At 65.4% G+C, this 13,659-nt stretch carries 15 protein-coding genes and 1 rRNA gene; 11 read left to right on the plus strand and 5 right to left on the minus strand.

From position 1 onward, the window contains the following. From holA to ACE039_RS09040, 5 genes are all read left to right on the plus strand, one after another. Nucleotides 1-934 (plus strand): DNA polymerase III subunit delta (gene holA / locus ACE039_RS09020; RefSeq protein ID WP_485822166.1); only part of this gene is annotated, 934 nt, incomplete at its 5' end. Between the two features lie 104 nt (nucleotides 935-1,038). Continuing rightward, entirely contained in the window at nucleotides 1,039-2,319 is a 1,281-nt protein-coding gene (locus tag ACE039_RS09025; RefSeq protein ID WP_485822167.1) for a glutamate-5-semialdehyde dehydrogenase, read from the plus strand. 157 nt (nucleotides 2,320-2,476) lie between these two features. After that, nucleotides 2,477-2,857: a hypothetical protein gene (locus ACE039_RS09030; RefSeq protein ID WP_448711139.1), complete on the plus strand. Its 381-nt coding sequence runs from the start codon at nucleotides 2,477-2,479 to the stop codon at nucleotides 2,855-2,857. Nucleotides 2,858-2,861: 4 nt separating this feature from the next. Then, on the plus strand, nucleotides 2,862-3,647 hold the full coding sequence (locus ACE039_RS09035) for a 2-keto-4-pentenoate hydratase (RefSeq protein WP_485822168.1): 786 nt from the start codon (nucleotides 2,862-2,864) through the stop codon (nucleotides 3,645-3,647). A gap of 43 nt (nucleotides 3,648-3,690) precedes the next feature. After that, complete coding sequence (locus tag ACE039_RS09040) at nucleotides 3,691-4,233, plus strand: GNAT family N-acetyltransferase (protein ID WP_485822169.1); 543 nt, start codon at nucleotides 3,691-3,693, stop codon at nucleotides 4,231-4,233. Nucleotide 4,234: 1 nt separating this feature from the next. Here the strand turns inward: ACE039_RS09040 and ACE039_RS09045 are convergent, their stop codons facing one another. Both ACE039_RS09045 and ACE039_RS09050 read right to left on the minus strand, forming a co-directional pair. Next, nucleotides 4,235-5,650 (minus strand): amidase family protein, encoded by a 1,416-nt coding sequence (locus ACE039_RS09045; RefSeq protein ID WP_448711134.1) that lies wholly within the window; start codon nucleotides 5,648-5,650, stop codon nucleotides 4,235-4,237. 144 nt (nucleotides 5,651-5,794) lie between these two features. Further along, nucleotides 5,795-6,664: a LysR family transcriptional regulator gene (locus ACE039_RS09050; protein ID WP_105557812.1), complete on the minus strand. Its 870-nt coding sequence runs from the start codon at nucleotides 6,662-6,664 to the stop codon at nucleotides 5,795-5,797. 137 nt (nucleotides 6,665-6,801) lie between these two features. Here ACE039_RS09050 and ACE039_RS09055 point away from each other — a divergent pair, with 137 nt between their 5' ends. After that, complete coding sequence (locus tag ACE039_RS09055; RefSeq protein ID WP_448711131.1) at nucleotides 6,802-8,205, plus strand: MFS transporter; 1,404 nt, start codon at nucleotides 6,802-6,804, stop codon at nucleotides 8,203-8,205. 4 nt (nucleotides 8,206-8,209) lie between these two features. Here ACE039_RS09055 and ACE039_RS09060 read toward each other — a convergent pair whose 3' ends face one another. Further along, nucleotides 8,210-9,001: a hypothetical protein gene (locus ACE039_RS09060; RefSeq protein ID WP_485822170.1), complete on the minus strand. Its 792-nt coding sequence runs from the start codon at nucleotides 8,999-9,001 to the stop codon at nucleotides 8,210-8,212. Between ACE039_RS09060 and ACE039_RS09065 the strand changes: the two genes are divergently transcribed. From ACE039_RS09065 to ACE039_RS09075, 3 genes are all read left to right on the plus strand, one after another. After that, the gene (locus ACE039_RS09065) at nucleotides 8,955-9,917 is read left to right on the plus strand and encodes a 3-hydroxyacyl-CoA dehydrogenase NAD-binding domain-containing protein (RefSeq protein WP_310030577.1); all 963 of its coding nucleotides are present in this window, start codon (nucleotides 8,955-8,957) and stop codon (nucleotides 9,915-9,917) included. The two genes, ACE039_RS09060 and ACE039_RS09065, sit on opposite strands and share 47 nt — an antisense overlap. A 106-nt stretch (nucleotides 9,918-10,023) precedes the next feature. After that, nucleotides 10,024-10,296: a GNAT family N-acetyltransferase gene (locus ACE039_RS09070; RefSeq protein ID WP_105557808.1), complete on the plus strand. Its 273-nt coding sequence runs from the start codon at nucleotides 10,024-10,026 to the stop codon at nucleotides 10,294-10,296. Nucleotides 10,297-10,313: 17 nt separating this feature from the next. Further along, nucleotides 10,314-10,715 (plus strand): YchJ family protein, encoded by a 402-nt coding sequence (locus ACE039_RS09075; protein ID WP_485822171.1) that lies wholly within the window; start codon nucleotides 10,314-10,316, stop codon nucleotides 10,713-10,715. 94 nt (nucleotides 10,716-10,809) lie between these two features. Here the strand turns inward: ACE039_RS09075 and ACE039_RS09080 are convergent, their stop codons facing one another. Further along, on the minus strand, nucleotides 10,810-11,682 hold the full coding sequence (locus ACE039_RS09080; protein ID WP_485822172.1) for a LysR substrate-binding domain-containing protein: 873 nt from the start codon (nucleotides 11,680-11,682) through the stop codon (nucleotides 10,810-10,812). A gap of 149 nt (nucleotides 11,683-11,831) precedes the next feature. Between ACE039_RS09080 and ACE039_RS09085 the strand changes: the two genes are divergently transcribed. Continuing rightward, on the plus strand, nucleotides 11,832-12,545 hold the full coding sequence (locus ACE039_RS09085; RefSeq protein WP_485822173.1) for a haloacid dehalogenase type II: 714 nt from the start codon (nucleotides 11,832-11,834) through the stop codon (nucleotides 12,543-12,545). A gap of 45 nt (nucleotides 12,546-12,590) precedes the next feature. Next, on the plus strand, nucleotides 12,591-13,331 hold the full coding sequence (locus ACE039_RS09090; protein WP_448711124.1) for an aldolase: 741 nt from the start codon (nucleotides 12,591-12,593) through the stop codon (nucleotides 13,329-13,331). Nucleotides 13,332-13,535: 204 nt separating this feature from the next. Here the strand turns inward: ACE039_RS09090 and rrf are convergent. Further along, a 5S ribosomal RNA gene (rrf, locus tag ACE039_RS09095) occupies nucleotides 13,536-13,648 on the minus strand. Nucleotides 13,649-13,659: the final 11 nt, after the last annotated feature.

Here is a 13,659-nt window from a genome sequence, read left to right on the forward strand (position 1 = left end):
CCCCCCCCCCCCCCCCCCCCCCCCCGGCTACACCGAACGGCTGTCCATGGTGATGGACGCGCGCAGCGATTGGAGCGCGGTCACCGCCGCCACTCAAAGCGTCTCGCTGTTCGGCGACCGCCGCATCCTTGAAATCAAGATTCCCACCGGCAAGCCCGGAAAGTCCGGTGCCGACACCTTGGCCAAGCTGGCCGAGCAGGCCGAGAAACAGCCGGATGCGGACACCCTGGTCCTGATCGCCCTGCCCCGCCTGGACAAGGCCACCCGCGAAAGCCGCTGGGTCCAGGCGCTTGCCCGCGGCGGCGTGATGGTCGACATTGCCAATATCGAACGCGGCCGGCTGCCGGCCTGGGTCGGGATGCGGTTGGCCCGCCAGAACCAGCGCGCCGACAGCGCGACGCTGCAATGGATGGCGGACAAGGTCGAAGGCAACCTGCTGGCCGCGCACCAGGAAATCCAGAAACTCGGACTGCTCTATCCTGAAGGCCAACTGGCCTCGGAAGACGTTGAACGCGCCGTGCTGAACGTCGCCCGCTACGACGTCTTCGGTCTGCGCGACGCCATGCTGGCCGGCGACATTTCCCGCACCATCCGCATGATCGACGGCTTGCGCGCCGAAGGCGAAGCGCTGCCGCTGGTGCTGTGGGCAGTCGGCGAAGAGATCCGTCTGCTGGCCCGCGTCGCGGAAGCGCGCGCGCTGGGGCAGGACGCCGGCGGCCTGATGCGCCGGCTACGCATCTTTGGCGCGCACGAACGACTGGCGCTGCAAGCCCTTGGCCGAGTGCAGCCCGGCGTCTGGCCGGCTGCCGTGCAACATGCCCACGACGTCGACCGTCTGATCAAGGGCCTTTCCGTGCCCGGTCGCCTGTCTGATCCCTGGGAAGAAATGACCCGGCTGGCGCTGCGCGTGGCCGCCGCCGGCGGACGACCGTGAAGGCGGCATTGCCGCCGCCTTCGCCTCGCTACCGCCCCCTACGCCCGGCCCTCCAGCCGGATATACACTGAATCTTTAGACGGCGCCCGCGCCGCCCCCACTCCATGATCGACGCCGCCATGTCTTCGTCCTCCATCGAACACGCCATGCTGACCCTGGGCGAGAATGCCCGCCGCGCTTCGCGCGCCATGATGCGGGCCAATAGCGCCGCCAAGAACAAGGCGCTGCTGGCGATGGCCGACGCGCTGGCCGCCAGCCACGACGAGCTGAAGGCCGCCAATGAAAAAGATGTTGCCGCCGCCCGCGCCAACGGTCTGGATCCCGCCTTGCTGGACCGCCTGACGCTATCCGACAAGACCCTTGCCCACATGGCCGAGGGCCTGCGTCAGATCGCCGCCCTGCCCGATCCCATCGGCAGTATCACCGCCACCACCGTGCGCCCCAACGGCATGCGCGTGGCCCAGATGCGAGTTCCGCTGGGCGTGATCGGCATCATCTATGAATCGCGCCCCAACGTCACGATCGACGCCGCCGCGCTGTGCCTGAAATCCGGCAACGCCGCCATCCTGCGCGGCGGCAGTGAAGCGCTCCACTCGAATATCGCGCTGGGCCGGGTCGTGCAAACGGGCCTGGCCGCCGCGGGCCTGCCGCCGGACGCCGTGCAGGTCGTGGCCACGGCCGACCGCGCCGCCGTGGGCAAGCTCATCACCATGACCGAACATATCGACGTCATCGTGCCGCGCGGTGGCAAGGGCCTCATCGCCCGCCTGTCGCAAGAAGCGCGCGTGCCGCTCATCAAGCATCTGGATGGCAATTGCCATATCTATATCGACGCGGCAGCCGATCCCGACAAGGCGCACAGCATCGCGTTCAACGCCAAGACCTACCGTTACGGCATCTGCGGCGCTATGGAAACGCTGCTGGTCGACGCCGTGGCGTCCGTTTCCATCCTGCCCGCGCTGGCCGCCGCCTTCATCGAGCACGGCGTGGAACTGCGCGGTTGCCCGCGCACGCTGGCCCTGTTGCCGCACATCACTCCGGCCACCGAAGAAGATTGGGGCACGGAATACCTGGGTCCGATCCTGGCCGTGCGCATCGTCGACACGCTGGACGACGCCATAGAGCACATCGCGCGCTGGGGTTCGGGCCACACCGACGCCATCGTCACGGAAGACCTGTCGGCCGCGCAGCGCTTCCAGCGCGAGGTGGATTCCAGCTCGGTCTATGTCAATCTGCCGACCTGCTTCGCCGATGGCTTCGAGTACGGCCTGGGCGCAGAGATCGGAATTTCCACGAACCGCCTGCATGCCCGTGGCCCGGTCGGCCTTGAAGGTTTGACCACGCTGAAATGGGTACTTAGCGGCGAAGGCCAGACACGCGGCTGATCTCCGGCCGCCGCGCACGCCGGGGGAACCCCGGCACCTGCGCATCGCTGACGCAGCCCTGAACACGGGGCTGCGCCAAGCCTTCTACAATATGGCCAGGATTTTCCAGGCTTCTTATCATCCCGACGCGGCACGCCGCGCACTCTCGAGACCCCCCATGCATTCACCCGTCATGGCCATGGCCTTCAGCCTATTCGTGCTCTGCTTCATCACCTGCTCGATCAGCGGCATCGTATTGTTCTTCTTCAAAAGCAAGCAGATCAACGCCACGCTGAAACACCCATACCTGCAGCACCGCCCGTTCAAGCAGTACCCGCTATCCATCCAGGCAGCCATCATGCTGGATTACTTTTTCCGCCTGATGTTCCCCGGCACCCGCGTCTGGCTGATCGGCAACGCCAACGACCTGCTTGGCCATGTCGATCCCAAAAAGACGCCCCTGGCGTTGAAGTGGCCCATCGTCGGGTTCTGGGGCTCTTGCTGGTTGGGTCTTATCGCCATGATCGTGCTGTGGATCATGCTCTATCTGGGAGCCTGACCCCATGCAGATCAGAATCGAAGACTATCCCGGCAGCCTGGAAGCGGCTCGCACGTTGATCGCCGCGCGCGATGCCGGCGTCGCTGGCCCTCGGCTGCCCGCCGCCTGCCGTCCGCAGTCGCTCGGCCAGGCGTTCGCCGTGCAGCAGCGCACCGCGCAGTTGCTGCAAGAAACCCGGCAAGACCGCATCGCGGCCTGGAAGAGCGCACTGCCGTCGCCGGAAAAAACCGTGGTGGCGCCGATCTATGCGTCAAACGCGGCCTACGCCGAAGCCGGCCCTATCGCCAGCCGCACCGCCATCGTCCGCATCGAACCCGAAATCGCGTTCGAACTGGCGCATGATCTGCCGGCGCGCGACACCCCCTACTCCGAAGCCGACGTCGATGCGGCGATCGGCGGCGCGCGGCTCGCGCTGGAAGTCCTGGGCTGCCGTTATGCTTCCCCCGAACATGTCAGCCTGCCGGAACTGCTGGCGGACCATATGTTCAACCAGGGCATCGTGCTGGGTCCACGCATCGCCTCGCCTGAAGCGGCTCCCGCCAGCATGAGCCTGACCCTGGCAGTCGACGGCCAGGAAATCGAACAGCACGCCGGTTTCCACCCGAACGGCCACCCCAAGGCGGGGCTGTATTGGCTGGCCAACTTCCTGCGCGAGCAGGGCCTGGGCCTGCATGCGGGCCAGCATGTCATTACGGGGTCTTACGCCGGCTTCCTGGACGTGCCCGCCAATCAAGACATCGAAATAACCTACGGCGATCTTGGCGTGCTGCGCCTGAAGTTCAGCAAGTAAGCCGCCGCATACCCGCACCACAGACCGCACCAGAGCCCGCCCCATGCTGACCCTGCGCCCCTTCGCGAATTCAGACTTTCCCTTGCTGGCCAGTTGGTTCGCAAGCCTGCCGGAGGTCGTGCAGTGGGGCGGCTCGCACCTGTCGTTCCCACTGACGCAAGCAGAGATGGACGACATGCTGGCGCAAGGGCAAACGCGGCCGCCCAACCGCCGCTGCTGGATGGTTTGCCGTGATGGCACGCCCGTGGGCCATGCGCAATTGGCGTACGACTGGCGCGACGGCAATGCGCGCTTGGGCCGCGTCGCCATCGCCCCTGCCGAACGCGGGCAGGGTCTTGCGCGGCCGATGGTCACGCTGATGATCGAAGAGGCCTTCCAGACACCCGGCATCGAGCGCCTGGAGCTGAACGTCTACATGTTCAATACCCCCGCCATCCGTACGTACCAGGCGCTGGGTTTCACCATGGAAGGCGTCAGGCGCTCGTCCACCCGAGCGGGTGACGAGCGTTGGGACACCGGCATGATGGGGTTGCTGCGCAGCGAGTGGCAAGGCGCCACGCCCCTGCCTGCCGCTACGCCCCGTTGAACTAACGCGGCTCGGGCTCCGCGATGCTGACGGGTTCGCCGGCGGCTTCAATCACTTCGCCTGCCGCCAGGCACAGGTCTTCCCGGTAACGCCCCGCCACGATTTGCACGCCGACCGGACTCTGCCCCACGCTGCTCATGGCGCGCCCCATCGCAACCGACAACGCGGGCAAACCCATGAAGGGCACGCCGATCTGGGTCAGCTGCGCCCGCCACACGCGGGCATAGGCTGCATCGCCCTGCAAGTCGAGATTGTCCGGAAACGGCAGTTCGGCCGACACCGGCAAAAGCAGGATGGGATAGTCCACGAAGAACAATTCCCACAAGCGCGTGAGCGTCGCGCGACGCGTCAGCACGGCTGAAAAGTTGTTCAAGTCCGCGCCCGCGGCCTTATCGCGTTGGCCACGCAACGCAACCAGCGCCCCGGGGTCGCCTTCCTTTTCGGCGGCGGCCAACATGCCGTCATAGCCGTCCGCCATCCACATGCGAATCTGAAGATCAGCGGCCTCTTGCAGCGGCGGAAGCGAATCCAGTGTGTCTACCGTCCAGCCGGCCTCGGTCAGCCTGCGGGCGGCTTCCTGCAAGGCCTTCACGACCGCCGGTTCGGTTTCCATGCCTTCGGGGTTCACGCACAGCGCGGCGCGCCGCGGCACTTCGGGCCCGACCAACGGCGCGGGCACCCACCAGGGGTCTCGCGGGTCGGCCGCGGCCAGCGCTGCCAACCCCAAGCGCACATCGGCGATCGTGCGCCCCAACGGCCCCGACACGGCCGTTAATTGTCCGCCAATCGAACGCTCCGGCAAGGCGGCGTTGTACGCAGCCACGCGGCCCAGCGACGGGCGCAGCCCATGCACACCGCACGCATAGGCGGGATAGCGGATCGACCCGGCGATGTCCGTGCCGTGCGCCAGATGCCCGATGCCGGCCGCGACCGCCGAGGCAGCCCCGCCCGACGAGCCGCCCGGCGTCAGCGCCGCATTGCGGGGATTGCGCGTATCGCCATGCACCAGGTTGTTCGTGAACCAACGCAACGAAAACGCGGGCGTGTTGGTGCGGCCCAGGATGACCGCGCCGGCCCGCCGCAAGTTGTCGACGACAGGGCTATTGACCGACGCAATCAGGTCCTTCTGCAGCTTGACGCCGTTGGTGGTGGCATAGCCCGCCTGATCCACATTGACCTTCACGGTAACGGGCACGCCGGCCAACATGCCGGGGGCTTCCCCGCGCGCCAAGGCGGCGTCCACCGCCGCCGCCTGGTCCAGTACGTCTTCGGGACGGTGGTCGACCACCGCATTGACCGCAGGATTCACGGCATTCAGCCGATCCAGCGCGCTACGCGCCGCGTCCACGGCGGACAGGTCGCGATTGCGAATACGGGTGGCAAGTTCAACTGCGGATAAACGCCAGATTTCGGACACGCGTCACTCCTGAGGGATGATTTTGGTACCCACCTTAGCGCCTGCAGCGCCCGCCCACAAGCCACGGTTTACCGCAGTTGCGCGGCCCGCCCAAGCGTCTCCCGGCCCAGCCCTTGGTCCTGCCCTTGGTCGCGCACGCGTTCGCTACCCGCCGGTTTCGAAGACATCCACGATCGCGTCCGCCACCGCCCGCACACGGGCCGTGCGGTTCAGGTCGCCGTGCATCACCAGCCACAGGTCGTAGGGTTCGCTGCGGGCTGGCCAGATGCGGACAAGGTCCGGATAGTCCGCGGCCATGTGCGTGGGCACCTCGCCTATCCCCAGGCCGGCCGCCACTGCCTCGATGATCATCAGCCCGGAATTCAGCTCGATCGCCACATGGCCATTGCCCGTGGGTTCGCCACAGAACGTGTCCGACCAGCCCGGCAGCACCGACTGCTGATAGGTCACCAGCGCATGGCCGGCGAATGCCGTGCCCGGCCGCGGTTCGCCATGCTGGGCCAGATAACTGCGCGACGCGTACAGCCCGACTTCCTTGCGCGCCAGATGGCGTTGGATCAAGTCCGGGCTGTCGGGCTTCACGTTGCGGATCGCCAGGTCCGCCTCGCGCCGCGTCAGGTTACTGATCTGGATCGACGCTGAAAGCACTACCCGGATGTCCGGATGCTGCGCGTGCACCCGGCGGATCGCCTCCATGATGAAGTAGCTCGCCACCGTTTCCGAAGCGGCCACCCGCACCACCCCGGACAAGCGGTGATCCAGCCCCTGCATCTGCCGCTGTAGCTGATCGGCCGCCTGCTCCATGCGTTCGGCGGCGGCAAACGCCAGCTCGCCTGCCGCGGTAGGCACATAGCCGCCCGGCGTGCGCAGGAACAGCCGTGCGTCCAGCGAAGACTCCAACGCCGCCAGCCGCCTGCCCGCGGTCGCCTGGTCGATCTGCAGCAACGCCGCCGCGCCTCGCAACGTGCCAATGCGATAGATGGCCAGGAAAATCCTGGCGTTGTCCCAGTCCATGACACCCTTTATTTACCGCGCCGCGCGGCGCTATTTGATGCAATTTTGCATGACTATAAAGCAGTTATAGGGATTTTTTGCATCAAGAAAAACTTCTAAGCTTGCCCCCTCGAAATGCCGCAACGCCCATCGCCCTCATGTCTACCGCCTGCCCTCACCCGCCTGCTCCCGTCCCCGCCGTGGACCTCCAGCCCGCCAACGGCTGGCTGCCCCTCGTCACGCTGGCCATCGGCTTCGTCATGGCCATGCTGGACGTCACCGTGGTCAACGTGGCGCTGCCCAGCATCGCCCTGCAGTTCACCGTCCCGCTCACCGATCTGGTCTGGATCGTGGACGGCTACACGCTTACCTTCGCCGCCCTGCTTCTGGTGGCTGGCGCCCTGGCGGACCGCTACGGCGCAAAGACCATCTACCTGTGTGGCCTGGGCGTGTTCACGCTGGCGTCGCTGCTTTGCGGCCTGGCGCCGGACGGCAATTCGCTGATCGCCGCCCGCATGCTGCAAGGCGTGGGCGCCGCCCTGTTCATGCCCAGTTCCCTGAGCTTGCTGACGCACGCCTATGAGGACGAGCACGTGCGAAACCGCATGTTGGCGGCATGGTCGGCCATCGTCGCGGTAGCGGGCGCTTCGGGTCCGCTGCTGGGCGGCGTGCTGATTCACCAATTCGGCTGGCGCAGCATCTTCCTGATCAATCTGCCGCTGGGCGTCGCCGGCCTGTGGTTGGCCCGCCGACGCATCCAGGCGGCTCCGCGGCGCCCCCGCGCGCTCAATCCGCTGAGCCACCTGCTGGGTGTGATCGCGTTGTCATCCCTGTGCTTCGTGCTGATCCAGGGCAACGCCTATGGCTGGACATCAAGCCGGATCGCGGGCGTCGCCGCGCTATGCGCCATTGCCGTCGTCCTGCTGGTGCGCCGCGAACGCCGCCACGCCGAACCGATCCTGCCGCGCGCCCTGTTCAAGACGACGCAATTCGCCGCATCCAACGGCGTGGGTTTCCTGATCAACCTGGCGTCCTATGGGCAATTGTTCCTGCTCAGCCTGTTCCTGCAGCATGCGCGCGGCACCGACGCCCTGCAGACGGGCATCCAATTGGTCCCCATGCTGGCCGTGTTCTCCATCGGCAACATGATTTCGGGACGCGTCTCGGCACGCTGGAACGTCTCGGCCTCTCTGCTGGGCGGCGTGTCGCTTGCCGCCCTCATGAGCGCGGCCGGCATCTACGCGTTCTCGCCGGACATGGCCTACTGGCCATTCGCCGCCATGGTCGCGCTTGGCAACCTGGGCGTCGGCATCGCCGTGCCCGCCATGACCAGCGTCGTCATGCAAGTCTCCGGCAAGCAGCATGCCAACAGCGCGGCCGCCGCGCTGAACGCCAACCGCCAATCCGGCGCGCTGGTGGGTGTGGCATTGATGGGCACGATCCTGCACCTGCTGCCCGACTGGCGCGCCAGCCTGCCCGCGGCATACGTCGTCATCGCCACGAGTTACACGGCTGCGGTCGTGCTGGTCTGGCGGCATCTGCGGCATGGCCGCAATGCCTGACGCCTCACCCTTTTCCGCCCGGCAGGATGGCGATGCCGCGGCCGGCGAAAAACGCGTCGAATACGGCAAGCGGCAACTCTACATCCGTCTGGCTTCCGACTTCGCCCGACGGATTATGAAATGTCACTGACGTGGCGCTCGCCCGTGTCACCAGCACCAGATGGCCGCCTTTGGTCGACGGGAATCGATCGGTCTGGCGGATGTCCGGATGCACCGATGCCATGAAGTAGTCGGCGTCCTCCAGCACCGCCGGGAGTTCGCAGGCGCCCAGCCCGACGTGCACCCGGGCATCCAGGCCGAACTCGTCGGCGACGAAGCGTACGAACGGCGCATAGATCAGCCCCTTGATCTCGCCGTCGCGGTCCGTATAGGCGCCGAACGGCACGCTGCGCCGAGCCAGCTCCAGCGTGGGATGGATCTGCCCGCTGCGCGCCGCCAGCACCATTTTCAGGCAGGCCATGCCACAGACATGATTGGCCCATCGGGCGTATTCCTCGACGTCCCGCGCCCCAGAGGTCCGCCACGCCGGATCGTCGGCCAGGGCCAGCTCTTTCCGGATGAACGATCCGGCTAGGTGGGCCGACTCCCATTGGCAAAAATACGGCACGGCCGATTGGCCGGAAGACAGACTATCCACGTCGCGCTCCGCATGTACCTCAACGTCCGCCATCTTGCCGTCAGATCCGTGCCGTGGCAACGGTCCGGTGTTTGCTTCACAATGCGGTGACCCCCCAAAACCGGAGAGCCGCATGCCCAGCACCGCCACGTCCAATCCGACCATCCGCAGCGTCGCCATTGTCGGCGCCGGCACCATCGGCGCCAGTTGGGCCGCCCTCTTTCTGGCGCAAGGGTTGGACGTCGTCGTCTGCGACCCGTCCCCCGATGCCGAATCGCAGACCCGCGCGCGCGTGGATGCGGCATGGCCCGTGCTGGCTGAATTGGGCCGGGTGGTCCAAGGCGCCTCATCCGATGCGTTACGCTTCGACCCCGATCTGTCCACTGCCCTGGCCGGCGTGGATTTCGTGCAGGAAAACGCGCCAGAACGAGAAGACTTCAAGACCGATCTCTTCGCGCGCATCGACGCCATCCTGCCGCCGCACGTGATCGTCGCTTCCAGTTCGTCGGGCCTCATCATGAGCCGCCTGCAATCGCGTTGCCGCCATGCCGCGCGTTTCGTCATCGGCCATCCGTTCAACCCGCCGCACCTGATCCCCTTGGTCGAAGTGGTAGGTGGGGACCAGACGTCCGCGGACACCATCGACCGCAGCATCGCCTTCTATCGGGCGATGGGTAAATACCCCATCCGCCTGAACAAGGAAGTGCCCGGCCACATCGCCAACCGCCTGCAAGCCGCGTTGTGGCGCGAAGCCATCCACTTGGCCGCTGAGAATGTCGCCAGCGTGGCCGATATCGATGCCGCCGTATCCCAAGGCCCAGGCCTGCGCTGGGCGCTGTTCGGCCCGCATATGACCTTCAACCTGGGCGGCGGCGCCGGTGGCCTGGCCAACTTCATGGACCACCTGCTGGGCCCCGTGCAGACGTGGTGGGACGACCTCGGCGCACCCCAGGTCACCCCCGAACTGCAACGGCGCCTCATTGAAGGTGTCAACGCCGAAGCCGGTCAACGCGGCATCGCCGAGCTCGTGGAAAAACGCGACGCCCAACTCACGGCGCTGCTCAAGACCTTGGGCGGCCAGCCCCCTTCTCCCTGAAGAGGGCGATGCGCCCTGGGAAGCCCCCGGTGCCCTGCGCCGGCTGCGTGGTGCTGGTAACCTAAACGCTTGGCTTCCTACCTCGACTCGACCAAGGAATATCCGAATGACCGTTGTCACCCAAGACCCCGGGCAGTCCCGCTTCACCGCCACCGTAGACGGCGTTCTTTGCGTACTGGACTATCAACTGCAAGGCGATGTCATGGCCATCGTGCATACCGGCGTGCCCAGCCAGGTGGGCGGCCGCGGCATCGCGGCCGAACTCACCAAATTCGCGCTGGAAACGGCACGCGTCAACGGCTGGAAAGTTCGCCCCTTGTGCTCCTACGCCGAGGTCTACATGCGACGCCACCCCGACTACGACGACTTGCGCGCCTAGGCGCCCCGCTGCACATCGTGACGAAGAAATCATCGGCCCTGACCGCATCCTGTCCTTGTGGCGGCGCGGCCTACGCACACTGCTGCGGGCGCTGGCATGAAGGCCCCCTGGCCATGCAGGCTCCCACGGCCGAAGCGCTGATGCGCTCGCGCTACAGCGCTTTCGTGCTCGACAAGCTGCCCTACCTGCTCGCCACCTGGCATCCCAGCACCCGGCCCGCCTCCCTTGAGCCGAATCCGCCTGATCTCAAGTGGCTCGGGCTGGCTATCAAGCAAGCCCGTGATCAGGACGCCGACCACGCCACCGTGGAATTCGTTGCCCGCAGCCGCCAAGCCGGCCGCGCGCACCGCTTGCATGAAGTCAGCCGCTTCGTCAGGGAAAACGGCCGCTGGTACTACGTGGACGGTGACCTGCATTAACGGCCACCGCAGCGGGCATGGCTCCTGATCTGAGGCGGCGCGAAGCTGCCCCTGTGACGCTCCCATCATCCTCATACGCCAGCCACACTGTGCGCTATAGGCCGGCCAAACGCTGGAAATCCGTCTCGACGGCCTGCGTTAACGCCGCCACCAACTGGCGGTCCAGGCCGCTTGCCGCGCGCGGGTTACCCACGATCGCCAGCTCGGTCGGCGGCACCGCCGCCAGCCCGTCTTGCGCACCCAACAGCGCATGCGTCTGCAACTTGGCGAACGCGGGCAGCAAGCTTACGCCCAGTCCCGCCGCCACGGCAGCTTGAACGCCTGCCAGGCTATGGCTGTGATACGCAACATGCCAAGCCCGGCCCGCGCTTTCCAGCGCATAAATCATCCGCTTGCGATAAATGCAGCCCTGTGGAAACAGCACCAGCGGCACGGCATCGGTTCCCGCCAGATGACGCTTGTCGCCCACCCATACCAGTTGCTCCGGCCACGCCGCAAGACAGGCGCCGTCACCCGGCTCCCGCTTGACCAGCGCCAGGTCCAGATCGCCCGAGGCAAGTCGGTCGCGCAGATCCGTGCTCATGCCGCTGATCGTCTGCAGCCGCGCGTCGGGATGCCGAGCGACAAAGCCTGCCAGCAACACCGTCAGTCGAGACACGTCGAAGTCTTCCGGGATGCCCAACCGCAACACCCGCGCCGCGCGCGGTGCCGCCACGACATGCTCGGCTTCGTCAGCCATGGCCAGCAGACGACGCGCGTAGGCCAGCATCAACTCGCCGTCCTCCGTCGCCACGACATCGCCGCCCGCGCGATCGCGCAGCAAAAGCGTCTTGCCGACAGTCTGCTCCAGCTTGCGCACCTGCTGGCTCACTGTGGACTGCGTGCGATGCACGCGGCCAGCCGCGCGCGTGAAGCTGCCTTCATCCACGACACACACCAGCGTTCTCAGGAGTTCAAGATCCAACATAGAGGATTTGATATCCACCTATCGACACTGGCCAGACGGGTTGATATCTATTTATCAACTGAAGTGAGTTTAATTATTAATTTTACGACTTTCAAAGCCGGACCGTAAGCTGATCCCATCCCAGGCACTTCACTCACGAGGAAACCGACATGCCGCTGGATCACCTCTCCCGTCCCCAATGGCTGACCTTCGACTGCTACGGCACCCTGATCCAATGGGACGAAGGTTTGCAAGCCGCCGTCTCGCGGATCCTGTCGGCCAGCACCGATGCGCAAGACGCACCCACGCCAGCACAGTTCCTGCATGTCTATGATGAACACGAACACCGGTTGGAACGCACGCCGCCGCACCGTGCCTTTGCCGACATCACGCGCGAATCGCTGCGTCTGACGATGCAGGACCTGGGCCTCGCATATCGTCCAGAAGACGCCGAAATGCTGATCGACGGCATCTCCGCCATGCCTCCGTTCCCCGAAGTCGTGGAAACGCTGGCCACCTTGAAGCAGGCCGGCTTCCGCCTATGCATCATCTCCAATACGGACGATCAGATCATCGCCGGCAATGTCGCCCGGTTGGGGGGCCATATCGACCGTGTCATCACTGCCGAGCAGGCAGGCGCCTACAAGCCTTCGCGCAAGATCTTCGCTCATGCCCACAATAGCCTGGCTGTCACACCCGATCAGGTGGTGCATATCTGCGCCAGCCCCCATTTGGACCATGCCGCGGCCCGGGACATCGGCTTTCGTTGCGTATGGATCGACCGCGGCACGGGCCGCAAACGCTTGCCGGACTATCGCCCGGACGCTACCGTACCCACTTTGGACCGTGTGCCCGAATTGTTCCGCGAGGCCGGCTGGCTCTGATCGAGACAGGCGCCCGCATTCCTCTCCTAATCCTTGAAGGCAGTCATGAATCAAGACCCCCGCTTCGCCGATGCTTTATTTCATGCCGAACCCGTTACCGCGCTTCGCGCGGATCTGGCACTTGCTTTGCGGGCAGCCGCCGCGCATGGCTTGGGCGAAGGCGTGTGCAACCATTTCAGCGTGGCACTGCCTGGCGATCCGGACCACTTCCTGCTCAACCCGCGCGGCTTGATGTGGAATGAGGTGCAGGCGGACGACATCGTGCTGATCGATGCTCACGGCAATAAGCTGGCCGGCCGCCACGAAGTGGAGCCCACCGCCATGTTCATCCATGCCGCCATTCACCGTATTGCGGGCAAGGCCTGTGTCCTGCACACGCACATGCCCTATGCCACGGCATTGACGCTGACATCCGATCGCGGGCTGGACACCACGTTGTCGCAGAACGCCATGCGCTTCCACGGACGCTTGGCCATCGACGAAAACTATAACGGCCTGGCGCTGGACATCAGCGAAGGGGAACGCATTGCCCGCGCCATGCAAGGCGCCGATATTGTTTTCCTGGGCAACCACGGTGTCGTCGTCTGCGGAGAACGCCTCGATTACGCCTACGACGACCTCTTTTTCCTCGAGCGCGCCTGTACCGCGCAGGTCCTGGCGCAATCCACGGGACGGCCACTAAAGCCCGTTGATACCGCTATCGCCAGCAAGGTCGCCGCGCAGATTCAAAGCGAGCGCTTGCAATCCGAACTGTTCTTCGCCGCCCTGCGCCGTCAACTGCCCTGACGACAATGCCGTAGTGACTTTACTGGGACGGCTGCGCTGTGACGGCTTTGCTCTCACTCCGCCTGGTTTTCCCTTCAGCCAATTAAAAACCCCCTCGCGGCGTCAGCCGCGAGGGGGTTTCTTTATCCGAGTTGCGTGCATCGCATTCCGTTCGCCCAAAGACAAAACCCCACAGGATTACCTGTGGGGTTTTGCGGAATAAAAGCCTGACGATGACCTACTTTCACAGACGTCCGTCCACTATCATCGGCGCGAAGGCGTTTCACTGTCCTGTTCGGGATGGGAAGGAGTGGTACCACCTTGCTATGGTCGTCAGGCGTAACTGGTT

This window comes from Achromobacter maghribensis, assembly GCF_057334215.1.